General features: G+C 54.2%; 26 protein-coding genes. 14 read left to right on the top strand and 12 right to left on the bottom strand.

The window, feature by feature from the left end; genetic code table 11:
- Positions 1 to 118 precede the first annotated feature (118 nt).
- From ACEW72_RS10310 to ACEW72_RS10280, 7 genes are all read left to right on the top strand, one after another.
- Positions 119 to 1486, top strand: coding sequence for a cytochrome P450 (locus tag ACEW72_RS10310; RefSeq protein WP_373476294.1), 1368 nt, complete (start codon positions 119 to 121; stop codon positions 1484 to 1486).
- A gap of 86 nt (positions 1487 to 1572) precedes the next feature.
- A complete protein-coding gene (locus ACEW72_RS10305) occupies positions 1573 to 2346 on the top strand; it encodes a hypothetical protein (RefSeq protein ID WP_373476293.1) in 774 nt (257 codons plus the stop codon).
- 170 nt (positions 2347 to 2516) lie between these two features.
- Positions 2517 to 3821: an O-antigen ligase family protein gene (locus ACEW72_RS10300; RefSeq protein WP_373476292.1), complete on the top strand. Its 1305-nt coding sequence runs from the start codon at positions 2517 to 2519 to the stop codon at positions 3819 to 3821.
- Positions 3818 to 4903, top strand: coding sequence for a glycosyltransferase family 4 protein (locus tag ACEW72_RS10295; protein WP_373476291.1), 1086 nt, complete (start codon positions 3818 to 3820; stop codon positions 4901 to 4903). The genes ACEW72_RS10300 and ACEW72_RS10295 overlap by 4 nt, the downstream gene beginning before the upstream one ends.
- Positions 4900 to 6012 (top strand): glycosyltransferase family 4 protein, encoded by a 1113-nt coding sequence (locus ACEW72_RS10290; RefSeq protein WP_373476290.1) that lies wholly within the window; start codon positions 4900 to 4902, stop codon positions 6010 to 6012. Before ACEW72_RS10295 ends, ACEW72_RS10290 begins: the two co-directional genes overlap by 4 nt.
- A gap of 1 nt (position 6013) precedes the next feature.
- Positions 6014 to 7291: a lipopolysaccharide biosynthesis protein gene (locus tag ACEW72_RS10285; protein WP_373476289.1), complete on the top strand. Its 1278-nt coding sequence runs from the start codon at positions 6014 to 6016 to the stop codon at positions 7289 to 7291.
- Position 7292: 1 nt separating this feature from the next.
- Positions 7293 to 7958, top strand: a complete 666-nt coding sequence (locus ACEW72_RS10280) for a hypothetical protein (protein ID WP_373476288.1) — start codon at positions 7293 to 7295, stop codon at positions 7956 to 7958.
- Positions 7959 to 7961: 3 nt separating this feature from the next.
- Here the strand turns inward: ACEW72_RS10280 and ACEW72_RS10275 are convergent, their stop codons facing one another.
- From ACEW72_RS10275 to ACEW72_RS10245, 7 genes are all read right to left on the bottom strand, one after another.
- On the bottom strand, positions 7962 to 8741 hold the full coding sequence (locus ACEW72_RS10275; protein ID WP_373476287.1) for an FkbM family methyltransferase: 780 nt from the start codon (positions 8739 to 8741) through the stop codon (positions 7962 to 7964).
- Positions 8738 to 9970 (bottom strand): WcaI family glycosyltransferase, encoded by a 1233-nt coding sequence (locus ACEW72_RS10270; RefSeq protein WP_373476286.1) that lies wholly within the window; start codon positions 9968 to 9970, stop codon positions 8738 to 8740. Before ACEW72_RS10270 ends, ACEW72_RS10275 begins: the two co-directional genes overlap by 4 nt.
- A gap of 73 nt (positions 9971 to 10043) precedes the next feature.
- Positions 10044 to 11480, bottom strand: coding sequence for a sugar transferase (locus ACEW72_RS10265; RefSeq protein ID WP_373476285.1), 1437 nt, complete (start codon positions 11478 to 11480; stop codon positions 10044 to 10046).
- Positions 11481 to 11667: 187 nt separating this feature from the next.
- Complete coding sequence (locus ACEW72_RS10260) at positions 11668 to 11856, bottom strand: hypothetical protein (RefSeq protein WP_373476284.1); 189 nt, start codon at positions 11854 to 11856, stop codon at positions 11668 to 11670.
- Positions 11835 to 13661, bottom strand: coding sequence for a DUF885 family protein (locus ACEW72_RS10255; RefSeq protein WP_373476283.1), 1827 nt, complete (start codon positions 13659 to 13661; stop codon positions 11835 to 11837). Before ACEW72_RS10255 ends, ACEW72_RS10260 begins: the two co-directional genes overlap by 22 nt.
- Before the next feature lie 110 nt (positions 13662 to 13771).
- Positions 13772 to 16468 carry a phosphoenolpyruvate carboxylase gene (gene ppc / locus ACEW72_RS10250; RefSeq protein WP_373476282.1) on the bottom strand — a complete coding sequence of 899 codons (2697 nt, stop codon included), beginning with the start codon at positions 16466 to 16468 and terminating at the stop codon, positions 13772 to 13774.
- Between the two features lie 58 nt (positions 16469 to 16526).
- Entirely contained in the window at positions 16527 to 17033 is a 507-nt protein-coding gene (locus ACEW72_RS10245) for a hypothetical protein (protein ID WP_373476281.1), read from the bottom strand.
- A 204-nt stretch (positions 17034 to 17237) separates the two neighbouring features.
- Between ACEW72_RS10245 and rplU the strand changes: the two genes are divergently transcribed.
- The 3 genes from rplU (at position 17238) to ACEW72_RS10230 (ending at position 18751) form a co-directional block, all read left to right on the top strand.
- Positions 17238 to 17654, top strand: a complete 417-nt coding sequence (gene rplU / locus ACEW72_RS10240) for a 50S ribosomal protein L21 (RefSeq protein ID WP_373476280.1) — start codon at positions 17238 to 17240, stop codon at positions 17652 to 17654.
- A gap of 33 nt (positions 17655 to 17687) precedes the next feature.
- Positions 17688 to 17957 (top strand): 50S ribosomal protein L27, encoded by a 270-nt coding sequence (gene rpmA, locus ACEW72_RS10235; RefSeq protein ID WP_373476279.1) that lies wholly within the window; start codon positions 17688 to 17690, stop codon positions 17955 to 17957.
- A gap of 203 nt (positions 17958 to 18160) precedes the next feature.
- Positions 18161 to 18751 (top strand): GNAT family N-acetyltransferase, encoded by a 591-nt coding sequence (locus ACEW72_RS10230; RefSeq protein WP_373476278.1) that lies wholly within the window; start codon positions 18161 to 18163, stop codon positions 18749 to 18751.
- Here the strand turns inward: ACEW72_RS10230 and ACEW72_RS10225 are convergent.
- On the bottom strand, positions 18739 to 19683 hold the full coding sequence (locus ACEW72_RS10225) for a metal-dependent hydrolase (RefSeq protein ID WP_373476277.1): 945 nt from the start codon (positions 19681 to 19683) through the stop codon (positions 18739 to 18741). The two genes, ACEW72_RS10230 and ACEW72_RS10225, sit on opposite strands and share 13 nt — an antisense overlap.
- 224 nt (positions 19684 to 19907) lie before the next feature.
- On the opposite strand from ACEW72_RS10225, the gene ACEW72_RS10220 reads away from it, so the two are divergent.
- On the top strand, positions 19908 to 20534 hold the full coding sequence (locus ACEW72_RS10220; protein WP_373476276.1) for a TetR/AcrR family transcriptional regulator: 627 nt from the start codon (positions 19908 to 19910) through the stop codon (positions 20532 to 20534).
- A 44-nt stretch (positions 20535 to 20578) separates the two neighbouring features.
- On the opposite strand, the gene ACEW72_RS10215 is transcribed toward ACEW72_RS10220, so the two are convergent.
- The 4 genes from ACEW72_RS10215 to panC form a co-directional block, all read right to left on the bottom strand.
- Positions 20579 to 21559 (bottom strand): SDR family NAD(P)-dependent oxidoreductase, encoded by a 981-nt coding sequence (locus tag ACEW72_RS10215; RefSeq protein WP_373476275.1) that lies wholly within the window; start codon positions 21557 to 21559, stop codon positions 20579 to 20581.
- Between the two features lie 63 nt (positions 21560 to 21622).
- Entirely contained in the window at positions 21623 to 22834 is a 1212-nt protein-coding gene (locus ACEW72_RS10210; protein WP_373476274.1) for a cation:proton antiporter, read from the bottom strand.
- A 91-nt stretch (positions 22835 to 22925) separates the two neighbouring features.
- The gene (locus ACEW72_RS10205) at positions 22926 to 23222 is read right to left on the bottom strand and encodes an SEL1-like repeat protein (RefSeq protein WP_373476273.1); all 297 of its coding nucleotides are present in this window, start codon (positions 23220 to 23222) and stop codon (positions 22926 to 22928) included.
- 108 nt (positions 23223 to 23330) lie between these two features.
- The gene (panC, locus tag ACEW72_RS10200; protein ID WP_373476327.1) at positions 23331 to 24170 is read right to left on the bottom strand and encodes a pantoate--beta-alanine ligase; all 840 of its coding nucleotides are present in this window, start codon (positions 24168 to 24170) and stop codon (positions 23331 to 23333) included.
- A 98-nt stretch (positions 24171 to 24268) separates the two neighbouring features.
- On the opposite strand from panC, the gene ACEW72_RS10195 reads away from it, so the two are divergent.
- Genes ACEW72_RS10195 through pgmG form a run of 3 tightly spaced genes read left to right on the top strand, consistent with a single transcriptional unit; the run spans position 24269 to position 26882 of the window.
- Complete coding sequence (locus tag ACEW72_RS10195; RefSeq protein WP_373476272.1) at positions 24269 to 25051, top strand: division plane positioning ATPase MipZ; 783 nt, start codon at positions 24269 to 24271, stop codon at positions 25049 to 25051.
- Between the two features lie 46 nt (positions 25052 to 25097).
- Positions 25098 to 25463: a J domain-containing protein gene (locus ACEW72_RS10190; protein ID WP_373476271.1), complete on the top strand. Its 366-nt coding sequence runs from the start codon at positions 25098 to 25100 to the stop codon at positions 25461 to 25463.
- 33 nt (positions 25464 to 25496) lie between these two features.
- Positions 25497 to 26882 (top strand): phosphoglucomutase/phosphomannomutase PgmG, encoded by a 1386-nt coding sequence (pgmG, locus tag ACEW72_RS10185; RefSeq protein ID WP_373476270.1) that lies wholly within the window; start codon positions 25497 to 25499, stop codon positions 26880 to 26882.
- The last annotated feature ends 1 nt before the right edge of the window (position 26883 follow it).

The raw sequence follows: 26883 nt of genomic DNA, 5'->3' as shown, positions 1-26883 counted from the left end.
TAGCAATCTTTAAGTCAGCCATTGTTCTTGCTTTAATCGTTATGAAAACCCGCTTGCACCCTACTAACATCGGTGGCAGTAAGTTTTAACTGTGCGATTAACATAAGGAATACCCTGTATGGCGCTTGCCCACAGCGAAGCTGCTAACCCGCATTGGGTTCCTCGCAAGACTATTGGCGATTTGTCGCATATCCCCGGAGAAAATGGACTTCCCATTGTCGGGACGACCTTTCGTGTTTTGCGTGATCCGCCGGGCTACGGCGCGCATATGGTCAATACATATGGCAGGGTGTTCCGCACCAACGCTTTTGGCAATCCGACAATCTCGATGGTGGGCGCCGAAGCAAACGAACTGATGCTGTTCGACCGCGACAAGCTTTTTTCTTCGGAACAAGGCTGGGGTCCAGTCTTGAACCTGCTCTTTCCACGCGGACTGATGCTGATGGATTTTGATCATCACCGCATGGATCGCCGCGCATTGGGCATCGCATTCAAGCCCGAACCCATGCGCGCCTACACGCAGGATATGAACCGCATATTTTCGGAGCAGCTAAAAAACTGGCGCGGTGACATGCTATTCTATCCCGCAATCAAGCAGCTGACGCTTGATGTCGCCGCAAGCAGTTTTCTCGGCATTCCCCTTGGCCCAGAAGCGGACAAGATCAACACCGCCTTTGTCGACATGGTTCAGGCGTCGGTTGCACCCATCCGTGCGCCCATTCCTTTCACGTCCATGGGCCGCGGAGTTGCCGGTCGCAAATATCTGATCGACTATTTCGGACCGCAAGTTGCCGAGCGTCGCCGCAACGAAAACAGGCAGGACATGTTCAGTCAATTCTGCCGCTCCCGGCGTGACGATGGCGAATATATGACTGACGGCGAGCTGATCGATCATATGAACTTCCTGATGATGGCGGCGCACGATACGATCACTTCTTCGGTTACATCGATGATCTGGTATCTTGCGAAGCACCCTGAATGGCAGGAAAAGCTGCGTCAGGAATGCCTTTCCATTGCTCCGGCCGGAAGCGATATCGCGTTTGCTGACCTCGATAAGTTCGAATTGACCGAATATGCCTTCAAAGAAGCATTGCGGATGATCTCACCCGTACCGTCAATACCGCGCAGGGCGCTGCGTGACTTTGAATTTATGGGCTTTCACATTCCAAAAGGCACAGCCGTCAGCATCAGCCCGGCCTATGTCCATATGATGGAAGAATATTGGCCCGAACCAGCGACATTTGACCCGATGCGCTTCACTCCGGACAAGGTCAAGGCGCGACACAAATATGCATGGGTGCCCTTTGGCGGCGGTGCACATATGTGCCTTGGCCTGCACTTTGCGTATATGCAGATGAAGCTGTTCATGCATCATTTGCTGACCAGCGTGCGTGTCGAAATTGCGGATGATTACACACCCGAATGGCAGGCATGGCCGATACCGAAGCCGAAGGACGGGTTGAAGGTTAGGTTCGTACCTCTTTGAGCTGACACCGCCGGTCAACCGCTCTTGGCTGCACCAAATCCTGCATTGCAAGGCTTTACCGATGCCCTAAAGGTCTCGGCCGTCGCATGGCTTATTCAAAACAGACAGATTGGGACCGCGAGGATCTTCGACGGCGGGGCACTGGCTTTATCATTGCCTTGTTTCTCGAGGCATTGGTCATCATTGCAATATTAAGCCTCAGTATGCGCTCAGGTGGGCCAGAGATGGGTAAGCGCGGCCTCAGTACCTTTGCACTCGAAGCGGAAGCGGAGTCCGCATCGGCGGACAAGAGCGACACCGAAACTCCGGTCACGAAAGAGCAGCAGCGCAACGTCAACCCACCGATACCCAAGCCATTGCTGCCTCCGGTCAATCCGGTCAGGGCACCACCACCAAGCCCGGAACTCATAAAAGTCAGCAAATCCGAATTCGATGCGATGGACCTGTCAAAACTCCCCTCCAGCGGTAGTGCTGGAGCCGGTGACAGCAAGGGTAGTGGACAGGGCAATAAAGGCATGATGGGTCCTGGCCTCGGCCCCGGCGGCGCACAACTCTATCCCGTTGCCTGGCTGCGCGAACCTTATGACAGCGAACTCCGCCCATATCTGGCAGCCGTCAAACGCATCCCACCAAGAGCGTCTGCCGACATCGCCTGCCGCATGATTGAAAACAACCGCGTCGAAAATTGCCAGATCATAGGCGAAAACCCACGCGGGACGGGGCTGGCGCAGGCATTACGCAAGGCCGCCTGGCAATTTCTGGTGAAGCCGCCGCGCATCGACAACAAGCCGCAACTGGGCGTGTGGGTGCGGATTCATTTCGATTTTGGTGTGAAGGCGGTTGAGGAGGAAGCGCAATAAATTTACGACCAATCAATTTGTTTAATTGGCACGGACATTAATTAGTCGAAAGCGAATAATTGCAAGGTTGTGCGTTCGCTCTGAGCACGAAAAATTAACCATAAATTATCGACCTCGACCTAATTTGCGCTAGTGGCCCTTATGGGCGACGGGGAAAGCCATGGGAAAAGATGACCAACGCCAAGGAAAATGACGTTCATGTGCCGGGTTGGCCTGAATCCCGACCAGCTATATGGTGGATCGCTGTGCTATCCGCTCTGCCGGTCGTCACCGCGTTGCTGTCTTTCCGCGTCGACGGCGAATTTGCCTTTTGGCAACTGATAGCCCGTCAATTTTGGTTGCCGTCGCAGTTATTCGAGATTGCGACGATCGTGTTCGCCTTATCACGTGGCTGTGATGTGCAAAAAGAATGGGCCGGGCTGGGGGGTAAGGTAAAGTCATTGGCAGCACTTTGGCTGCTGTCCATCCTGCTTGCCACCACCTTTGCCGAGACCCCGAACACCGCCGTTCTCAGCCTCATTTCTTGGACCATCCATTCCTTATTTGCGGTATCCGCCCTGTTCCTTTTGCGGCGTTGGCGTAGCAGCAGCCAAGGCTATCGAGGTAACATTACAATTATGTTTGCCGACGCGATGCCAATAGGCAGCACCGCCTTCGTCTCGCTGATGGTCATTTTTATGGTGATGGTCGGCATTAGCTCAGATTATGACTGGGTTTCGTCGCTCCCTGGCTTCACCCACATTCGCCATTCGGGGTATTTTCTGATGCCGGCCATCGCGCTATCAACGGGAATGATCGCCTCTCATGAAGGAAAGCGGAGGCACCTGCATCTGGTCTTGCTGGCGATCAATTTCGGATTTGCCATCTGGATTGGTTCAAGAGGGCCTCTGATGGCTTATTTCGGAGTACTCGCAGCTGCGGTGCTGCTGTTTGCGATGATGCGCAACGCCCGCACCATTGGAACAATTACGTTGGCTTTAGCGGGCGGCGCAATACTGTCACAAGCCATTCCGACCCCTGACCATAGCAGCTTCAACGCGGTTGCGCGTTTTGAAGGCAGTAATTCGCAGTCGGCTGACAAGCTGTCGTCAGGCCGCACAGAAATCTGGCGCGACACATGGCGCGGCGTGTTGGAGCAACCTGTCCTCGGTCATGGCGGCAACCAGTTCCGCCTTCAGGTTCCAGCTGCCAAAGAAACCTACAATCACCCGCATAATAGCGTGCTGCAATTTGCCTATGAATGGGGCCTTTTCGGCGCTGCTGCCATGTTGTGCTTATTGGCGTTGCTTGGCGGCAGATTGGTGCGCTTTACTTTCGCGTATCCTCGGCAAAACTTGGCCTTGTTCCTAGCCGCGTCCTCGATGGCGCTGTTCTCGCTGATTGACGGTGTGTTCTATTATAATCTGCCTATCATGTTGTTCCTGATCTGTGCGTTTGGAATATTGGCCCAGACTGAGCCCGATTCAAAACAATGAGCAATCGCCGCCAAATATTCTTCTTCGGTCCGCTGCCGCCGCCGACACATGGGATGGCAGTCGTCAATGCACAGATGGTCGAACTTATGCGCCAATATGGCGATGTATGGGTCGGTAATATTAGTCCCGGCGGGCTGGCCCGGGGTATAGCTTATCATACTCGCAAGGCCTTGCGGGTCTTTTGGGCTTTGATACGCATTCCCGTCGCGCGGCTGTCCGGTTGTAAGACGCTTTACGGTTCGCCCGACGATAATCTGGGCGGAATATGGACTGTGGCTTTGCTGCTGTTTGGTCGGCTAATGGGGATGAACATCTTCCTACATCATCATAGTTATCGCTACCTGCTTAAGCCGACGCGGCTGATGCGGGCGATAACAGAGCTTGCCGGGCCATCAGGGCGGCATATCGTATTGGGCGGCGATATGGCGAACAAGCTGTCTTCGCTTTATCCTGCGGCACAAAATGTCATTGTGTGTGAGAATAGTGTTAGCGTGCGTGACGACTACGCACACAGAGCGGCGAGCAAATATATCACGGTCGGTTTGCTGGCGAACTTGACGATCGAAAAGGGCGCACTTGAATTTATCGATAGTTTTGATGCTTTGGTCGACGAAGGCCTTTTGGTCCGCGCTATATTGGCTGGGCCGGTAAGCGATCCAGCGGTCGGAACAGCAATCAGGACAGCATGTGCGAAACATGGGGATAAATTTGTCGCAGCGGGGCCGTTGCATGGTCCTGCAAAAGAGCAGTTTTTTGATGAGATTGACCTGTTTTTGTTCCCGACAGCTTATAAGACCGAGGCCTTTCCGCTGGTGCTAATGGAAAGCCTTACACGCGGCGTACCCGTGCTGGCATTCCGGCGCGGCTGTATTGGAGCGTTGGCAGGACAACAGGGCGTTGGCCTTGTCGAGGTCGGCAGCGACTTTGTCCGACAAGCGATCCAAGCTGTCCGGAGCTTGGGCAATGCCAATACAAATCGGGACGACATCGCCCAAGCCGCGCTTGCACGCAATGCCGCCAACCTCGCTCGTCTCGACACCTTAGCCGCCGAAATTTGCGGCGGGCAAGGACCGCGGGCATGACCGAGACCGTTATTATCCAGCGCGTCATTCCCGATTATCGGGTGCCGTTATTCCGCAGGTTGAACGAGATGTTCGGCTGGCGCGTTGCGTGCGCGGCAAATCATCCTAGCGGCACATTTTTGAATGTGGCTACCATACATGATTTTGCGGATTATTTCGAGTGCCACTTTCCCGATCCATCGAACCAATATCGATGCGATTTTCCAGTCGCAGAAATTCTCAGGTTAAATGGCGCGAAACGGGTAATCGCCGAATTTTCGATGCAGAATAATTTGGCCAAAGTGCTTCCGCAGCTGCGATCAGCCGGTACGATCAAAAGCTTTGCACTTTGGTCACATGGCTGGAACATGGAACGCGGATTTGGCTGGCCGCTTGACTGGGCCCGGCAGTATGCGCGGCTTTTGCCGATGGCGCGCGCTGACCTTGTGCTGACCTATTCCGACGAAGGTCGTGATTGGGTAAAGCGCTGGCTTCCGTGGAAAAATGTAATCGCACTTGGCAACACGCTTGATGTTGACAGCATTCGCGCGGTGGCTGCGACTGCAGAGTGCACGCGCTATGGAAGTCCGCAGCTGCTGTCAGTCGGGCGATTGACTGAGGACAAAAAAATAGCGGAACTGGTGTGTGCATTTGTGAAACTCAAGGCTGAATTTCCTGATGCCGCGTTGACTATTATTGGCGACGGCCCCCAGCGTGCCGCCGTCGAACGCGAAGCTGCCAAAGTTGGCGATGGTTCCGTTAGAGTGCTTGGCGCGATTCATGCGGAAAGCGATTTGGCACCGCACTTCAAAGGGGCGGATTATTTCGTTCTATTAGGCGCCGCCGGACTGGCGATAAACCATGCGCTGGCATATGACCTACCAGTTATTTGTTACGGCCGGGGACGCGACCTGCCGCGACATCACCCGGAAATCTGCAACGTAATTGATGGCGAGACTGGTTTGCTTGTTCGCCAACCTGGGATGGACGCCCTGCTCGACGTTCTGAGCGCTGCGATTCGCAACAATCGTTCCGAGGGGTTTCGTCCATCAATATATGACTATGTAAACAGACATGGCCGTCTGGATTCGATGATCGAACAGTTCGCGCTTGCGGACAAAGCATTTTGAGATGAAGTCGCGCAAACAAACGATCGGCCTGGCCTACGCCGCAACCGGTGGCGCAAAGATTTTTGGCGCTCTCGTCCAACTCGCAGTTTTGCCCATTGCCGCCAAAGCACTGGGAGTCGAGGCATTCGGATTGCTATTCACGGTTGCTGCGCTTGCATCCTTTCCGTTGATAGCGATGGCGGGATTTTCCCCAGCCGCGTCTACACTAATTGCCAAGGCGAAGGCATCGTCCGAAGATGACCGCGTCGGCGGATACTTCTGGTCGCTATGGTTTTGGAGCGTGATCAGCGGCATTTTATTGGCTGTGATAAGCTATCTCGCGCTGAGATCTTTTGCATTGCCAGGCGCAAATGACGGTCATCTTGCGCTAATATTTTCGCTGTTCATTGTATCAAATTTTTTAGCCGCGCCAATTGAAGGCACACGTGCCGCATTTGGCGAAACCCACTATAATAGCGGTTTTGCGCTGCTGGGTTCAGTGGTCACATTGATAGTAATCCTTATTGCCCCAACCGGCGCTGACACGGCTTATTATTTTGCAGCTATATATCTCGTTCCGGTTGTTGTGCAGGTGCTGAACCTCTTGCTGTTCGTCGTCCAGCGTAGAAGTCGTATCGGTATGCCCAGAGTGGATAGGGCAGTTCGAAAAGAGATTATGGAATTATTGGCCGCCAATGTTCAGGCTCAGGGCGGTATGGTGCTTTACTTGCACGGAGGCGTCTACATAATGGCAATAACCTTCGGCACAGCCGCAGTTGCCGTCATTGGCGCGTTTGTGCGGATCGCGGTGCTGATCCATTCACTGCTGCTTGCATTGTTTGCGCCTGTCTTGCCGACATTGACTCAATCGGTGGTGCAGGCCGACCGGAACTGGCTAAACAAAGCTATGCGACATTTGGCATTGATAGCCGCGACTATACTTTTGGCCCAGGCGACCGTTACGGCCTTTGCCGGCGACCGGATAGCACGCGAATTTTTCCAGATAGCAGGCGACCAAAGTTCGAATATGTTCCTCGCGATTGCGCTGTTCGTTTTTTGCTATTGCGCAACTCACCTGCTTTTTTTGACGCGGCTGGCTGTAACGCATCAGGACCGCAGAGGGAGCAAAATCTTGGTGGCAGCAATCATTGGTCTGGGCGTGGCAATTACCCTGGCGCAAAATAGCGCGCCACTCTTTTTAGGTATTCAAGCGATAGCAATGGCGACAATTGCAATGGCCGTTTATGGCCGCGATTTATGGCGCGTAAGCAAATTGGAAATTAGTGGGGCAAGGGGATAATATGGCGACGAACGGATTATTGGCGAAGGCCCGCTTTCGCCATTGGCGCAACAAAATCGACGGGTCGCTTGACCGGCGCGAAGCCAAATATGCCACAATGTTCAATGAGGCGTTCCGCAGCAAAACCGGAGAGGCACCTGCCTTCTATCCTACGGCTGGCGCTGCAAATTATTCACTTTTGTACACGTTGATGCGTTGTCTCACTGAACTACCGGTCTCCAAGACACTCGAACTTGGCATGGGGCAATCGACCATATTGCTCGACGCGCTTGGCGTAGACGCGGTATCCGTGGATCATGAAAAACCCTGGGTTGAACGCATGGCAGAACGGGTCAAACACCCCTGTGTCTATGCGCCGCTGGTGGAGCGGCAAGTGCATGGTTATGCTGTGCCATGCTATGACTTTGTCGCATCGCAATTTGACATGGTTCTGGTCGATGGCCCACAAGGAACGCCTCGTCGATCGCGCTGGTGTTCGCTGGACGTACTCGACAAATGTCTCGGTGACGAATTTATCGTCATTTTTGACGATGCAGCCCGCAAAGGCGAGCAAGACACGGTCAGGGAGTTTATGACGAGGCGCAACGCTGAACTTCACCTGATCCAGGGAAGTGACGCACAAATTATAGCTTACACACCGAAATTTGCCGTCGTGAAGTATTTCTAGGCCTTAGTTAAGCTCGAACAGAAAGTTCGAATCGCCGTCATAATAACGGCAGACATATCCGTTGGCTTCTAACATTGCGATGCTGCCATTGACCCGCTGCATCGCCTTGCGCGTACGGATTATCAATTCGTCATATTCGATAAGCAACTGCTGCGGCTTGATGCCATCCTCGACTATCGACTGAAGTACCTCGATTTCAGCGCCTTCGATGTCGAATTTCATAAGTGAAGGCTGGTCGAAGCCTTTTTGCTTGATGAGATCGGAAAGCCTGATGGCGTCAACTTCGATATGCTCTGCTTCTGCGTCATAGCCCTGCTGAAAGTTGCTCAGGCTGTGACTGACGTGACTACTATCCGACGGCAGGAAAAAACGCATCTTTCCGGCTTTGTGCCATAGCGCATAAGGCGCAAGTTTCAGGTGGGCACCATCGGTCCAGTCCATCGGATAAACGCTCATCGGCTGATGCCCGCCTGCGATATAGCTTTGCGTTGCGGGCTCTCCCGCTTTTGCAATGAGGTCCCGGTAATGTGCGACCGCTTTCGGGGTGGGGTCGACAAGCCAGATCGTCGCACCATATTTCCGGGCGAATTCGACATCGAAACTGGCATCCACACCAAGCCCCGCGCTCACAATCGTCGAGCCCCGCAAATAATCGCGGTCAAGAAAATCCCAGCCACCATAGGCTGATCCAAGCCGGATCATGCCCTCGGCAGGTTTCACCTGAACCAGCGGCCTTCGAACGAGGCGTCGGAGTTTACGAGCGATCCGGGTGAAGATGTTCATGCGCGTTCCTTTTTCCGCAATGGCATCATACGTTGTTCCAGCGCATCGATGATTGCCTTTTTCGACCAGCGCGCTTCGGCCCTTACTCTCGCTTCGGTTGCGCAGGCTGCGTAATGTTGTTCGTCTCCAATGAGCAAATTGATAGCGTCGGCCATTGCTTGCGCATTTTCAGGTTCGACGGCGAGCCCGCACCCCTCAACTTCACGGGCAAGACCGGTTCCGACTGCGGCGCCGGCGACGACGGGCCGTCCCGACGCCAGCATATTTGTAAGCTTGGACGGAAGCACCAGATCTGCTGCGCCTGCCTTTTGCGGCAGCAAATGGATCGAGGCAAGCGCGAGAAGTTCGGACAGATTCTCCATCGGCTGAAGATCATAAAAACTGATATTGGCTAGGCCTTTGGCTTTATCTTCAAGTGCAAGGCGATTTGCACCTTCGCCGCAAATGACTAAGTGGAATTCCGGATCAACCGACATGATCCGCGCTAAATCAAGCAGCATCTCAATACCTTGCTTTGATGCAATATTGCCGGAGTAGAGGCCTATTTTTTTGTTTCCTAAACACCATTTCGAACGATAGCTGGACAAGGCTTGCGGCTTGATATGATCTAACTCTGCCCAGTTACGGAATTCGTAAATTTGCTCAGTACCTACCTGCTTTTCGGAAAGTTTGTGGCACATCTCAGGAGAAATGCTGCTGACTATGTCGAAGCGTTTCAGTACTGCTTTTTCGAACCTGCGCGCCGCGTTGGCTGCGATACCGCTTGCATTGACCTGGCCGGTTGCAAATGCCGCTTCTATTTCAAAATCCTGCAAATGCAGCCACGCCTTCGCGCCTGTCAGCTTTGCTGACACCAGCGTCGTCGGTGCTGTGCCAAGCGATGGAGCAACGTTAAGGATGATATCGGGCCGAAAGAACAACGCTTTAGCAATTATAGGGAAAAAGCTGCTGATTGCGAAGCTTGCATAATGGATTATACGTTTCAAACCGGTGACATTGGCGGGAACGTAAACCGGGCAGCGCGTTACGGACACGCCGCTTTCGATGTTGCTAGTCCACCACCAGCCACGATATCCATCGAAGATGCGCCACTGGGGGTAATGGGGCACTGCGGCCACCACCTTTACCCGATGCCCGCGTGTCGCAAGTTCAGTTGCCAAGCCGCCGCTGTACAGGCCGATACCCGTAGGCTCCGGTGCGTAGTTTAGGCTTACAATCAGGATGTTCATAGCAGGTGCAATATGTTGGTTTGGGCAGCAACGCTAATCTGCGCGCGTTAAAAGCTGGGGAGAAGGCTGGCCGCTAATAAGCATTTTTGTGCGACAGCACGCCGAATGTCTGCAGGATGATGCGGATATCGCCGATTAACGACCAGTTGGCGACATATTCAAGGTCGGCCTGCAGCCGATTGGTTACATCTTCCCGCAACATGGTAGAGCCACGATAACCGCGAATTTGGGCTAGGCCGGTCAGACCGGGCTGAACCGCATGACGATGCCAATAACGCTCGTCGATATCCCAGAAAAGCAGGTCCTCTGCTCGCGAACCCGAAGCATGCGGGCGCGGGCCTACGATACTCATATCGCCTCGCAAGACGTTCCACAGTTGGGGTAGCTCATCAATGCTGGTACTGCGAATAAACCGGCCAATATTTGTCAGCCGGTCGTCGCCGCGCGCCGTCGATGTTTCTCCGTTCGCGTCGCACGCCTCCAACCGCATCGACCGCAGTTTCCAGATCGTGAAAGTCCGGTTGGCTATTCCTATCCGCTCCTGCCGGAAAAAGGCTGGGCCCTTGCTCTCGATTTTTATCAGCAGTGCGATGACCGCCAGTAAAGGTAGCGCAACCGCCGATGCGCCAACGGCGATGCTAAGGTCGAAAACGCGTTTGGTCAGCCGCTGGCTTAAGCCCAAAGGGTCGCTGCTGAGCAGCAATGTTGTGACGCCGCGGTGGCGGGACAAGGCCAGCGGTGCCAGTTTCGCAAGTTCTGGAACAACTATTTCAGCATGAATGTTCAAAGACTTGAGCGCGAACGCCCAACGTTGGCGATCGGCGCGCTGACAGTGCACAACTACCCGGTCCATTCCGGCACTGTATTCGCCAAGCCGATTCAGCGAATCGCGGTCAGCAGGGTCGGGGCAAAGCCGGGCAAGCCGGGCGTCGATCACTCGACCTTCTGCACTGTACGGCACGGCAACGCCGTCATGAATAAATAGGCACGCGAAGGGCTCGCAATCGAGCCATTTTGCGCCTATTCTGGTGACCACAAAGCGCGAAAATGCCAGGCTTGCCAACCCCAGCAAAGCGCCGACGCCGAGCAGGATGCGCGAAAAATCCTCGCTGGCTTTCAGGAAAAAGGCGATCAGTAAAAGCGACCCGCAGGCAAAGCAGAAGGCGAGTGCTGATTTACGGTAGCTGTGGCCAAAATCCATCGTAGCATCAGGACCATAGCCTTGCTTATTCAGCGCGATTGCGACGTAAATAGGCGTTATCGCGAACAGGATCGGTATGAATTGGCTGCTGTCCAGGTGGCCTAGCCGTATCAGGCTGGCGACGGCGAATGAAGCGATGATCGATAATATGTCGGTGATGATGAGTAACACCGCAATGCTATGCCGCTGCTGCCTTTTGGATACAGTTGGCAAAACTGGCGGAGCAAATTCCGCTTTCTGCGGGGCAAAGCCTTTCGGACTGCGATGCGACCGTTTTTCTGAAGCCTTTATGGTCGTTCTGGTCACCATGAGTTTCGTACGCCCCTTGCCGCCGGACATCCCCGCAAATGCTGGTCCGACAGTTACAAAGCTATGGCACGCAGATGGTTAATGTTCGGTAAAAACCGGGGCGTTGTGGCTACGATCAGCTAGCTAGAAGCAAATACCGCAGCGCCGGGTTTTCCGGTTGGTCGTGCCAGATACCATAGGCTGCGAGTTAGCATTGCAAGCGCAGCGAACCATAATGGCGGTCAATGTCGAGATTACGGATTTCGGTAAAGGTGATGAAAAGAATGTCGCCTAAAATAACTTCACGGTCTTCGGCATCGGGACGGTCCTCGACGCTTTGCTCGAGACGTTCCCTTAAGAGCAGATCTCGCTGCCCTACTTCCGCGAAGCAATCCACCCATCAACCTGCTCTTCCAGCACATCAAGCGGTACCGGTCCGGACTTCAAAACCGTATCGTGAAACCCGCGTACATCGAACTTGGACCCCATCGCTTTTTGCGCCTTGTCGCGCAGTTCGCTGATCTTCAGACGCCCGACCATATAAGCGGTCGCCTGACCGGGGAAGATGATGTAGCGTTCGATAGCCTTCACAATTCCGCCGGGCGCATCGGCACTATTGTCCTCGACATATTTGATCGCCTGTTCGCGGGTCCAGCGTTTGTGGTGGAGCCCGCTATCGACAACCAGACGGATTGCACGGTGCAGTTCGAGTTGCAACCGGCCGAAATCACGGGCTGGATCAGTGTACAGCCCCATATCCTTGGCAAGCTTTTCCGAATAGAGGCCCCAACCTTCTGAATAAGCGGTCACGCCTCCGAATTTGCGGAAGGCAGGTACGTCTTTCAGTTCGGTCTGGATCGCCAGTTGCAAATGATGACCGGGAACGCCTTCGTGATAGAATAATGCATCTGCCTCGGTCAGCGGCATATCCGACATTTTATAGAGATTTGCATAATATGTGCCGGGACGTGAACCGTCCGGTGCCGGACGTTGATAGAAAGCCTTGCCCGCCGATTTCTCACGGAATGCTTCGACTGGCTTCACAACCAAAGGTGCCTGCGGAAGAACACCGAACCATTTGGGCAACAATGGTGTGATCGCGTCGTAGGCCTTTTGGGTTTCAGCCAGATACATTGCGCGGCCTTCAGCCGTTTCGGGCGCGTAGAATTTAGGCTCAGTGCGCATATAGTTGAAATAGGTTTTCAGATCACCTTTCACGCCCATCTTCTTTTGGACCGCCTGCATTTCCTTATGGATGCGCGCAACCTGTGCCAGACCAAGGTTGTGGATCTGGTCAGGCGTCATGTTGGTGGTGGTATAATTGGCGAGCCGCTCAGCATAATAGCCTGCTCCATCGGGAAAACGCCAGATGCCGTCGTCGGTTCCAGCGACCTTTTCCTGCGCGGTCATTTCGGCAATCAGGGCCTCATAGGCGGGTTTGACCGAAACATTCAGCGCTTGGGCGGCGTCAGCGATCAGCAGGTCCTTTTCCGTCTGGCTAATGGCGAGTTTCGCAACCTTGCCCTTGAAATCGGCGAACAAGGGAGCATCTGAGCCTTCGCCGAACGGCGCGCCGGTAATGACGTTGCGCGAATCATTGATCACATAGGGATATACCCATTTCGGCGGCATGATGCCCTTGGCGGCGCGTGCCTTCGCCTGCCCGATCGCTTCATTCAAGCCGGGACCAATGCCATAGAGACGGTTGATGTAAGCGCGCGCATCGGACTTGGTGTCGATGCGGTGGATGTTGATAAGGAAAGCCGGAATCTGGCTCTGCGCACCGTTCATCTGGTCGAAGACATAGCCATAATCACTATACTTGAACGCCGCGTCGCTGCGCGCAGCCCGTTTTTCAAACAGGCGGAAGGAGAGTTGATTTTCCGCGGAAAGTCTGGCGGCGTCGAACCGGGCCTTCATTTCCTTGAGCGCAGAGCGTTCCGCATCATAGGAACGGGCTTCAGCCTCGTCAGAGCCGTCATCCCAACGACCATAATCGGCATCCTTTATTCCGCGATAGGATTTGCTCAAGGGCGACCGTGCGAGTTGTTCGGCATCATATTCCTCAAAAAAGGCCATTATTGCCGCGTTCTGGTCAACGTCAGGCGCAGTCGCTGTCGTGGCGGCAGTTTGCGCGAGGGCAGGCGTGCCAATGCTGGCAAGCGCAATTGCGAGGGCGGAAATGGCGGTTTTCAGGCGCATGCAGGTCTCTCCTGTTCATTCGGTACATCACCGGTGTAACAGGCATCTCTGCGAGGTGAAGCGGTTATGTTGCGCCTTGTCGAACGGGCGCTTGGCTTTGTCGAAGGACCTCAGCCGCTGTTTCGGAGCGCGGTGGCGATTGCGTTTATTGTCAGCTGGATTCCCTCACCAATCCTTTCATCGGCCTCACCGGCGCGGTATCGCTTCATGAGTTCTATCTGGAGAAGATTGAGAGGCTCGATATATGGGAGACGCAGGCGGATGGAGTTGTTCAGCGCAGGGTGTGCCTCCAGCAAATGGCGTTGACAGGTAGCATCTAGCAGACTGTCCCGCGAAGCGTGCCAGCCATCTTTAATACGACCAAACAATGTTGCGGACAGCGCTTCGTCTTCGACTAGCCCTGCATAATGCGCAGCGATTCCGACGTCGGATTTCGCTAATACCATTTCCATATTGGCAAGAATCGTCTGGAAATAAGACCATTCGCCTGCCATCGCACGCAACAAACCCTTGTCGGCAAACTCTGCCAGTGCCTGCCCTGTGCCATACCAGCCCGGCAACATCACCCGCGCCTGAGCCCAACTGAACACCCAAGGGATCGCGCGCAAGTCTTCGATTGCGTCCGACGCGGTTCGGCTCGACGGGCGAGAACCGATTTTAAGTGTCGCAATCTCGTTGATCGGCGTCATCTGGCGGAAGAACGTCCGGAAGCCTTCGGTTTCGTAAACCAGTCCACGATAATGTCGAAACGCGCGGGTCGACACCTCCGCCATCGCTGCCTTGAAGCGCGTAACATCGGCCTCGCCGATCGGATCGCTCGACAATGTAGCCAGCATAGTGGCAGACGCAATGGTCTCAAGGCTGGTCACCGCATTATCGACGGTTCCATATTTGGCAGCAATGACTTCGCCCTGCTCGGTGATGCGGATACGGCCTTGAACCGTCCCTTGCGGCTGCGCAAGGATGGCCCCAAAGGCCGAACCGCCGCCGCGCCCTACTGCCCCCCCGCGCCCGTGGAATAACTGCATCGCTATTCCGGCATCGGCAAATACCGTCGCCAGAGCACTCGATGCTTCATAGAGCTCCCATGTTGAAGTCAGATAGCCGCCATCCTTGTTCGAATCAGAGTAGCCGATCATCACTTCTTGATACCCACGAGCCTTGGCTAGTTCCCACATCTGCGGAATGGCGAAAAATGCCTTCATCGTCGCAGGCGCGGCCTGCAGATCGGCGATGGTCTCGAACAAAGGCACTGACATGATGGTGGAGACAGGCTTTCCGTCTTCCGTGACATGATATAATCCCGCCTGTTTAAGGAGCACATAGACTTCAAGCATGTCGGACACGCTCTCGGTCTTGCTGATGTTGTAAGCGGTAATTGCCTGACGTCCAAAATCGGCCTGCGCTTTCGCCGCCGCACGGATTATCGCAAGTTCTTTGGCAGTCTCCTCGCTGTATTCAGTCCATTCTCCCGCAAGCGGTCGGTTATGCGCCAGTTCGGCCGTTAAAAGGTTGATCCGCGCTGCTTCATCCAGCGCTGCGTAATCAGGAGAAACACCGGCCGCTTTAAAAAGCTCGGCAATCACGCGTTCGTGGACATCGCTATTCTGGCGAAGATCCAGCGTGGCTAGGTGAAAACCGAATATCTCTACTGCCCGGATCAACCGCCCAAGAGCCCCGCCGCTGGACAGCGCGCCATCACCATCACTGGCAAGTCCCGCGGCCACCGTAACAAGGTCTGCACGCAATTCGTCGGGCCCCGAATATGGTTCGCCGGACAGCGACGATGGCCGTGGTGGCTTGTCGCCAATCAGTGCTACATGTGTGGCCGCGAGCCTTGCGTATATGCCCGACAGCGCGCGGCGATATGGCTCATCGGCCCGAGTGGATGCTGTATCTCCGCTCTTTTCGGCTAGTTCGAGCACGGCCTGAGGCGTGTCGCTCATTGCGCTCGAGATCGAAATTTCGGCGCCCAGCTTGTGGATCGATTCGAGATAATGCCGGATTGCAGTTCCGCCATCTCGGACAACAGAATAATGTAGCGTCTCAGCATTAACGAATGGGTTGCCATCTCGGTCTCCGCCAATCCAGGTGCCGAGCCGAACGAAACCTGGTGGCCTTGCCCCGAGCGCCTTTTCCCAACGCATGTAAAGCTTGGGCAAAGCAATCAGGAATACTTCCTGCATATAGGCACGGGCATTTTCGATCTCGTCGGTTACAAACAGTTTTTCCCGGCGAAGAGGACGCGTTTGCCACAACAGGGCGATTTGTCTGTAGATTGCCGAATCGATATCGTCGCCATCCGGTGTGCTCGACTGCCCGGTGTCGCGCATCGCCATTAGCGCCGCGATCCGGTTTTTATGATCGATAATGCTTTTACGGCGGACTTCAGTAGGGTGGGCTGTAAGGACCGGAACAATCAGGCTTTGCGACAGCATGGCCATGACGTCGCCCAGATTGACCCCTTCTGATTTCAGCCGTTCAAATGCCTCTTCAACGGTCGCGCCTTCTTCATGCGCCAGTCCCTGACGGTCTTCAGCCAGATTGGCGAGCAACGAAAACAGCATGAATCCGCGTACAAAATTAAGCGTATCGTCCAGGCTGAGCGCACCCAATCCCCGGTCACTCGCACCGGCCCCTTCGACTCCGCGAAACCGGTCGACGCTGGTGGACCGGATATATTCGGTCTGCCGGTATAGCTTTTCGCCCCCATAAGCACGAATGACATCGCCCAACATTTTGCCCAGAAGGCGGACATCGGGATTTTGTGAAATAGGTTGGGTATTTGCGCCGTTCATCTCGGGCATTTGTGCACCGCAATAGAAAATGAGGCAAGCAAATGCGCTTAGCCGCGCATAGGAATAGCTATTCCCCGATCATCCGCGAAAGACTGGCAATTTCAGCATTCTGGGCCGTCAAATCTTTTGAAACCACCAATTGCGCCACATCCAGCAGTGGGACAAGAGCGGGATCGGCCTTGCCCTGTTCCGAAATAAGCGAATCAAATTCACGCATCACGGCGACCGAATCACTCCGTACATTATCCAGGCGCGAAAGCTGCAGATGGGCGACAACCCAGCTTTCCGACCCAGGCGACGAACCTGCGGCACTTTTGGCTAGAGCCTGAACCGGCGGTAACGCATTTTCAAATGCGGCGTGTGCAATGCGATGGCGCTTATGTAAGGCAGCAACCTTTGCAACGGCAGCGACCGGCAGCGAGGATGCTTCTATAATGGGGGCATTGGGCGCGGCAATTGGGCCGCTACCTTCATAACTGCGCCGCGAAAGCGATGGGAAATCCCCCTCGGTCGCACTGCACGCGGCAAGCAAAGCAAAGGATGCAAAACAGGTTATGGACTTGGCGCAAGACATTCGGGTTGTCTAAGCCGCCACCTGCTGGAGCGCAAGGCTTGTGCAACCGCGCCAAAAAGGCGGCAAAAGGCGTTGACAGCAGCAATTCCTTGGACTAGCTGCGCCCATTCTTGCGTGACCTGTCGAGATTCGTCTTCAGGTATCACGCGTGAGCAACCGCGCTTCAAAAGAGCGCTAAGCTGTAGAAACGGATGAGTTAAAGCCATGTTCGCTATCGTGCGCACAGGCGGCAAGCAGTATCGCGTCGCCGCCGGAGATAAAATCGCAGTTGAAAAGCTGTCTGGTGAAGCGGGTGACAAGATCTCGCTTGGTGATGTTTTGTTGGCCGGTGACGGTGACAAAGCACAGGATGTGAATGGCTTGACGGTTTCCGCCGAAATCATCGCGCAAGAGCGCGGCGAAAAGGTGATCGTCTTCAAAAAGCGTCGCCGCCACAATTATCGCCGCAAGCAGGGTCATCGCCAGTCGCTGACGCTTCTGCGAATCCTGGCTGTTGGCAAGGAAGAGAAGAAGGCCGCCGCGCCAAAGGCAGAAAAAGCAGCTGACGCCGCTCCTGCTGCGGAAGCCGCACCCAAGAAAGCCGCTGCGCCCAAAAAGGCCGCAGCCAAGAAAGAAGCCTGAGCCTCGGCTCGGACAACGCAAGGAGTTTAGACCATGGCACATAAAAAAGCAGGTGGTTCGTCACGCAACGGTCGCGATTCAGCAGGCCGTCGCCTCGGCGTAAAGAAGTTCGGTGGCGAAAACGTCATCGGCGGTAACATTATCATCCGTCAGCGCGGTACCAAGGTATATCCGGGTGCCGGTGTTGGTCTTGGTAAGGATCACACCCTGTTTGCGCTCGTCGAAGGCCGCGTGCGATTCCACGCTGGTAAACTCGGCCGCAAATATGTGTCGGTAGACATGATGGCAGCCGCCGCGGAATAATCGGACAATCGATACCGGGTTGTCCAGACGGATGACCCGGAAATCACACACAAGGTGGTTTCCACCTTTGAACAGGGAGACGGGTCAACCGGTCTCCCTTTCTTTTTGCCTCTTCTCTCTGTTCAAACCAGCCCAACCGGGCAGATGTAACAGGATTGTCGCTTTGTTCTGCAAAAGGCGGCGCCACGAACCGGAGAGAAATAATGTTCGCAAGAACCGAAAGATTGTTGTTGAGGCCTAGCTGGCCTGAAGACGCGCAAAAGCTCCATCAGGCAATTGCTGATGAAGGCATTGTCCGCAATCTCGTCCGCGCACCTTGGCCATATACCCATGAAGAGGCGGTGCGTTTCGCAACGATGGATCATGATGAGATCTTTCCTTCTTTCCTTTTGATGTTGCGGACTGATGGTGCCCCCCGGTTGATCGGCGCGTGTGGACTTGGCCAGCACAGTGGAGAAGCAGAGCTTGGCTATTGGATAGCGCGCCCTTATTGGGGCCTGGGCTTTGCTACCGAAGCTGGACGCGCCGTCATGGGCATTGCCAAAGCCATCGGTCATAAGAAACTGGTTGCAGGTCATTTTATCGACAACCCGGCATCGAGCGGGGTTTTGCGAAAATTGGGGTTCCGTAGCACCGGCAAGAGCGAGTTGCGCCACAGCAAGGGGCGGGGCGAATCGATGACCTGTGCCTTGTATGAACGGTCTTTGGAGGACGCAGGCGATGATGCGATGCCATCGATTTCATCCCGGGCATTCAGCATAAGGGATTATTTTGAAAGGCTTCAGGCCGCCTGACGTGTCGGCGCAGGTATTGCGCTGCCCTTTCGATATCCGGCCCGATTTGCCGCAATGGTGGCCAAATCCGCCTCGCCCTTTGCCAACAACTGGCGATCATCTGTGTCCCAAGGATGATAGCCCACGCGGAAAAACTCCGACCAGGGCCGCAGGACATTGCGTCCAATGCCGCCCTTACCGAATCCGGACTTCATTACATTTTTGAACGCTGTCGAAAAGCCGACGCCATCTTGCCGCAGCAGTTCAATTTGTCCCAGTGTCCGGTTGATGAAAAAACTTGTGGTCACCGCCAGCATGAAAACGCTTCGTAGCATGTAGCGACGTGGCGAACTCCATTGCGCGGTGGCGTGCTTCCAAACATCAAAAGCAACGCCCTTGTGCTCGACTTCTTCAACCGCATGCCAGAGCCACAGCTCAAGCATTTCGTCCTCAACGCCGGATAAGTGCTGCGGATTCTTAAGCAATTCAGCCGCTATAATCGCAGTGAAATGTTCAATGCACATGGTTGCCGTCAGCTTGATGATATCACTTGCGCCTTCAAAAACCGACACAAACGCCCTGATTTTACGGTCAAGCGGGGCAATGTCGTAACCTGCGCCAATCAAAGCCTTGTTCATGGCCACATGTTCACGGCTATGCCCGGCTTCTTGTTCGATAAACGCTTCAACTTCGCCACGCAATGGTTGCGGAACACGCTCGGTCCAAGGAACGAGGCTGCGGATCATAAAGGTTTCACCATGCGGAAAAACCGCAGAAAGCGCATTGAAGAAAGCCGTTGCATAGGGGTCCTGACGTACCCAGTGCCGACTGGTCAAAGCCGTCGGTACCGCACGAAAATTCCGCGCTGTTACATCCGGTCGATCTTTCGGGGGAACCGACTTAGTAGTTGTGTTTTGGGCCGCATCCATGTGCACCGGATAGGATGCGCGCATGAAATTCCGTTTAACGGCATTGGTTAATACGGCATCAAGAAAAAGAAAATTGCTTGTTTTTTATGGATTTGTTCCGTTTTTTGGGTAAATCTAATTATCGGCGACATCCAAAGCAATAATAGACAAAGCCAAAACTTAGTCGCAAGATGTATCGCAATCTTCGCGAAAGCTTTCTACCGAAGAGCTTGAAATTATTTGGATCAGTATAAAGGTAGCGTTGAATAATGTCGGCAGAGTCTTCGAAAATCGTGCATATACCGCGCCGGCTAAGCCCCGAAGCAAGCCGTTCTGCGGCATTGGAGGCGGCACGCGAATTGTTGCTTGAGGCCGGACCGCAAGCCGTAACGCTGAAGGCTGTTGCAGGGCGTGTTGGCCGTACCCATGCCAATTTGCTCCACCATTTCGGCTCCGCATCGGGTTTGCAGCGTGATTTGGCCGCGTATATGGGCAACAGCATATGCGCCAAAATAGGGGAGGCTGTGTTCCAGATGCGGGGCGGCGCAGTGACCCCGCTTGAACTTGCCGATCTGATTTTCGACCATTTTGATCGCGAAGGCGCAGGCGCATTGGCATCATGGATGTTGCTATCGGGCAATGAAGATGCACTTGATCCCATAATCGAGGCAATCCACAATCTGGTCGACGAGATTGCTGAAGATGGCCATGCTGATACGTCGCTGCACGAACTGACCCTCGAAATGGTTTTAATGGCATTGGGCGATGCGTTGCTAGGCGGGCCTTTGTCCGCATCGCTGGGCCTGCCAAGAGAGGCAGGTCGGCTAATTGCAAGCCGAAAACTGGCGGCTTCGTTCGATGAATGGCAGGCGCGCAGCACTGCCCCTATTACCTAGCCGATTACGCCGATAAATCGATTTGATCCCGACCGTTGGTCACATCATTCTTTATGATAATGCGACCGGTACCAATCGGCAAATCGCTGAAGTCCTTCGGCCAGCATCACTTTGGGTTTATAGCCCGTTAGCGCATTCAGTTTTGAAACATCCGCATAAGTTGCGGTGACATCGCCCAATTGCATGGGGCGCATGATCTTCACGGCTTTGTGACCCAGCGCATTTTCAAGCGTTTCGATCATTTCCATCAGGCCGACAGGGTGGCTGTCACCAATGTTCAGCACACGATGGTCGCCCCGTTGCGGTGGATTGTCGAGCGCCCCAATGATGCCGTCGACAATATCGTCGATATAGGTGAAATCCCGCGCCATCTTGCCATTGCCAAACACTTCGATCGAATCGCCCTTCAGGATTTTCTGGGTAAAGCTGAAATAGGCCATATCGGGCCGCCCCCAGGGGCCGTAAACGGTGAAAAAACGCAGGCCGGTTTGCGGAAACCCGTATAATTTAGCGTAAGACTGGCTCATCAATTCACAGGCGCGCTTCGTCGCGGCATAAAGCGAGACAGGGTCCATCGCCGGTTCGTCTTCGGTGAAGCCTTCGCCGCCCATCGGTTTGTCGCCATAAACCGAGCTCGACGATGCATAAACGAGATGCTCAAAGCCTTCCGCATGGCGGCAAGCCTCCATCACCGACAGATGACCCGCGAGGTTTGAGCGTTCATAGGCAAACGGATTTTCGATACTGTACCGCACGCCAGCCTGCGCCGCGAGGTGTACGACCTTTACGACGCCATTATCGCTGACCAACTTTGCCATTCCATTTGCATCGGCAATATCCATCCGCACGAATGTAAAGTTTTCATGCCCGTCAAATGTTGCCAACCGCGCTTCTTTTAAGGAAGGATCATAATAATCGTTGACGATATCGACACCGATAACGCGTTCGCCGCGGGCAAGAAGACGGTGCGCCACAGCATGGCCTATAAACCCGGCTGCTCCGGTGACGATGATCGCTTGTTTCATGCTTGATTCCTTGTTGTCTGGCGCGCGTTTAGGGTCAGTAGGGTAAAAATCTTGTTAGCGGCGCTATTCGGTTCGTGAAACGACCGATTTGAGATGTAGCAATTTTGGTGTCACCAACGGAATGGTCAACATCGTACTGCCTACCGCCATCAACAGCAGGGCGGTGAAGGTTTCGTTGGTAATAATTTCTTTGTCCAGCAGGATGTTGGCGAATATGATCATGATGAGCGCTTTGGTTTGCAATAACCACCCGATCAATGACGCTTCACCTTTTTCCCACTTCAGGATGCGCCCTGCGATATGTATTCCGGCTAACTTACCCGTAACGGACGCAAACAGCAGAAGAGCTGCCGCCCCGAACACGGCAACGCCGCCGACATCCCAATTGGTACGAAGCCCCGTACTCAGGAAGAATACAGGCATGACAGTCAATAATACCGTTCCGCGAAAATCATCCATTCGTTTCTGGTCATATAATTTGGCATCCAATACTGCGCCCGACAGAAATGCCCCCACCATATAATGCAAACCAGCCCAGTCAGCAGCGAAGCCACATATTGCAAGCCAGATAAGTCCGACATACCAGCGGTCATTTTCATTGATTTTCAACATCAAGCGTCGCACCAGAAATGCAGCCACCGCGAACATCACAAGGAACGCAGCCTGTCTGCCTATCCTCTCCCAATCGAGCAAGATAAGCGCAAGTACGCCCCATATCGCGACATCGTCCAGACTGGCGTAACGCAAAATTCTTTGGCCCAGCGGCTGGCGTAGTATTTCCAGCTTTTCCATGAATAAAATGAGGATGGGGAGGGCAGTGACCGCACAAGCCATTCCGATCCCGACAACAACTTGCCAATATTCCCCTTTAATTCCTGCCCAGCCTGACCCCGTTTGCAACAGCAATACCGCCGCCCCGCCGCCAAAAATGAGCGGTACCGCCAGTGCAAGCCCGGCGGTAACTCCCGTTTCACGACGTTTTTTCCATGCCTCGGACAGGTCGAGTTCGATGCCGGCCACCCAGACAAAGATCATCACCGCCCACCATGCAACCCCATTAAGCGCGCCAATGACCTCCGGACGGAACACAAAATCATAATATTCGGGGAACATAGCACCCATGATGCCGGGCCCCAAAAGGATACCGCAGATAATCTGGACAACCACCAGAGGGGCATAATATTCGGTTCGGAAAAGGCACCAAATCAAAAAAGGCACGGCGAATATCAATATCATCGCAATCAGATAGACCTCGGTCAATGTCATCTGAACCATGTGCATTTGTCCCCTTTTCAGGGACTGGGTCTAACGACCCAATTGCGATTTGAAAATGCCAGTCGAACTAGGTTGTAAACTCAAGAAAGTATCAGGCGGCCTTGCGGTGTTCGGTACCTTGCAGCCAAGCGCGCGCCTGACGTTGCGCTTCGGCGATTTCGCGGGCCGTCATATCGTCCGATATGTCCGCACGGCACATCATGGCGGCTTCACTGCCATTCAACGCGGCAAGATTAAACCATTTGTGCGCTTCAATCAGGTCGATGTCGACACCACCACCGGTAGAGTATGCCATGCCGAGATCATACAAAGCATCGGCGCAACCACGTGCGGCGTCAGCCAGTCGGCTTTCGATTAGAAAATTAGCGCTTTCGAAACTGTTTCCCATTTTTTGTCCCCAAATTCCCTTGTGGGGACAACTTCGCGTATCATGGCTAACAAATGGTTAACGAAAACGAGGAAAACTTCGTCCATTCTGGAGCGGGGCAGGCCGAAATCAAAGAGCGAGATTGTCGATCAGCCGGGTTTTCCCGATTTTAGCCGCTGCAAGCAACCTGGCGGGGCGGCCGTCATAGATTGAAAGCACCTCCAAACTTACGGCGTCGGCAAGCGCAAAATAATCCACATTCGAGAAACCAGCGGCTGTGATAGTGTCGATCGAGGCTGCAATTGTTTGACCAATTTCAGCGCCCGCACGGATGGCTTGCGCTGCAACATTCAATGCGCGGGGCAATGCGAGCGCAGATTTGCGTTCCGCCGCCGACAGATAGGCATTGCGCGAAGACAGCGCTAAGCCATCGGCATCCCGAACGATGGGAACTCCGACAATGTCCAGATTGAAATCCAGATCCCGCGCCATTTGCCGGATGACCGCCAGTTGCTGGAAATCCTTTTCGCCAAAAAATGCGACGTCGGGTTCTATTTGATTGAACAATTTGGCGACCACCAGCGCGACGCCGTCAAAGTGCCCGGGTCGAGAACCGCCACAAAATCCGGCACTGGGTCCGGCGACATGGATTTTCGTCGCGAACCCATGGGGGTAAATAATGGGCACTTGCGGTACCCACAGCAGATCAACCTTGCACCCGCGTAGCAATTCAGAATCACGTTCCAACGTTCTGGGATAGGCGTCGAGATCTTCATTGGGACCAAATTGCGTAGGGTTGACGAAAATTGAAACGACAATCGCATCGGCATGGGCTTTCGCGGCCTCCACCAACGCAAGGTGCCCGTCGTGCAGCCCGCCCATAGTCGGGACTAAAGCGACGCGCTGCCTTGCTTTACGTAGCGCCGCAATATTTTTTCGCAGTGAGTCAAGTTGATTGATGGTTTGCACGTACCGGTCGCCTTGGTTATTGGCCATGAGGGCATGTCTATGAAAGATGCATATAATGCATTTCAAGGCAAATATCGAACAGGGGTTATAATAGGCGTATGGCCGGGGTACATCATATCGTTTTCGCCAATGAAAAGGGCGGCACAGGAAAATCAACAACCGCAGTGCACGTTGCTATCGCACTTGCATCCCGTGGCGCGCGGGTCGCATGTATTGATCTCGATTCGCGTCAACGCACGCTCTATCGCTATCTGGAAAATCGTCGCGACACCATCAAACGGCGCGGGATCACCTTGCCCATGCCGGAGTTCGAGGTGTTCGAACATGATTCACAAGCAACACTTGAACGCCAAGTCGACCGGATGAGCCACGACAATGACTTTGTCATTTACGATACACCCGGTCGCGATGATAAATATGCCCGTTTTGTTGCGACACGGGCAAATACGCTCGTTACCCCCATCAATGACAGCTTTGTCGATTTCGATCTTATCGGCCAGGTTGATGCTGAAAATTTCAAGGTCCGCCGGTTGAGCTTTTATGCCGAACTCATCTGGGAAGCGCGAAAAGAGCGTGCGAAGGCGGACGGCGTTACAATCGACTGGGTTGTAGTGCGTAACCGGTTGCATAATATGGAAGCGCGAAACCAGCAACGTATGACCGATGCCATTGCAGAATTGTCAAAACGCGTCGGTTTCCGGTCGGTTCCCGGACTTAATGAGCGTGTGATATACCGTGAGCTGTTTCCATCTGGCCTAACGTTGATTGACAAGGGACATCTGGGCCAGTTGGCGACCGCGCATATCGTCGCACGGCAGGAACTGCGCGAACTGGTGACTGGCCTTGCGCTTCCCGAACCAAGCCAGGCTGTTTTAGCATGATGCCTTTTCTTATTGCCTTTAGTGTCGCGGTCCATGGATGGGCGGTATGAAGGGCAAGTTGACGATTGAAACGCTTCTGCCGATTGTCATGGGCGTGGCAGGCGCAGCTATCATGCTACGCGGAAGTTTCTTCCTCGGGCTGGTTGCCATATTCGTCGCAATAGCATGGCATCGCGGGACCCAAAAGCGGCTGTTCGGCTCCAAAAATCAACAGGACGGCCAATTTGATACCGACAAGGCCCGGCTCCTCTTGGGGGTTTCCCGTTTTGACAACGCCGCGCGGATTCGTGAACGGCACCGCGCGCTGATCGCGCAGAACCATCCCGACACCGGAGGGAACGAAGAGCGTGCGCGTGAATTAAATGAAGCGCGTGACCATTTGCTACACGAACTTGAAAAACATTCGCGTTAAGCGCCGTCCGAACACATAACAGGAGTATCGACATTGACCCATGTTTTCCACCCTACGTCACTTCGTGAATATGATATCCGCGGCATAATCGACGAAACGCTGGGCACCGATGATGCCTATGCCATTGGCCGCGGCTTTGGCACTTGCCTGATCCGCGCTGGCGGTAAAAAGGCCGCTATAGGCTATGACGGGCGCGTCAGCTCACCGATGCTTGAGGAAGCCTTGGTTCGCGGTTTGAATGACAGCGGCGTCGATGTTGTCCGCATCGGCATGGGACCTACGCCCATGTTATATTATGCCGAAGCCGTTTTGGAAGATGTAGATGGCGGCATCGAAATAACCGGCAGCCACAATCCAGCCAATTACAACGGCTTCAAAATGGTCCTTCAGGGACGGCCTTTCTTCGGGGCGGACATCCAGAAACTCGGCCAAATGGCTGCTGCTGGTGATTGGGTGGATGGTACTGGAACGTCTGAACATCTGTATATCCTTGACGACTATGTCGCCCGGGTCGCGCAGGCGGCACCACAAAAACCGTTCCGCATCGGGTGGGATGCGGGCAATGGTGCGGCGGGACCAGCGATTGAAAAGCTGGTGAAGATGCTGCCTGGTGAACACCATCTTTTGTTTGTGGATGTGGATGGCCAGTTTCCCAATCATCACCCCGATCCCACCGACCCCAAAAATCTGGTCGATTTGCAAAAGCTTGTCGCGGAAAAGAATCTCGATTTTGGAGTGGCTTTTGACGGTGATGGTGACCGGATCGGCGCAATCGACGGCGAAGGCCGCATCATCTGGGGCGATCAGCTCATGCAAATTTATGCAGAAGATGTTTTGGGCGAAGTACCGGGCGCAATCATAATCGCTGACGTCAAGGCTTCGCAAGCGCTTTACGACCGGATTGCAGATTTGGGCGGCGAACCACTTATGTGGAAAACCGGACATAGCCTCATAAAGTCCAAAATGAAGGAAACAGGTTCACCGTTGGCCGGTGAAATGAGCGGACATATCTTTTTCAAACATGAATATTACGGCTTTGACGACGCCATTTACGCGGCGGTCCGGCTAATGGCAGCTTCGGCCAAGCTGGGCAAAAGCGTGACCGAACTACGCGGTGCGATGCCCGACATGATTAACACACCCGAAATGCGCTTCCAGGTAGACGAAAGCCGTAAATTTGCGGTGATTGATGAAGTTCTCGCCCGGCTTTCTGCGGATGGAGCGGACGTCAACAACACCGATGGCGCGCGTGTTAGCACACCTGATGGTTGGTGGTTGCTGCGCGCCTCGAATACCCAGGATGTGCTTGTCGCCCGCGCCGAAGCATCGAGCGAAGCAGGTCTAGATCGCCTGATGGCGCAGATTGACGCACAATTGGCGGCATCAGGACTGGAACGCGGGGAAACTGTCGGGCATTAAG

The sequence above is a fragment of the Sphingorhabdus sp. genome (assembly GCF_041737645.1).
Classification (GTDB): Bacteria; Pseudomonadota; Alphaproteobacteria; order Sphingomonadales; family Sphingomonadaceae; genus Sphingorhabdus_B.
The sequence above is the reverse complement of the archived record's forward strand: the minus strand, read 5'-3'. Positions and strand labels throughout refer to the sequence as shown.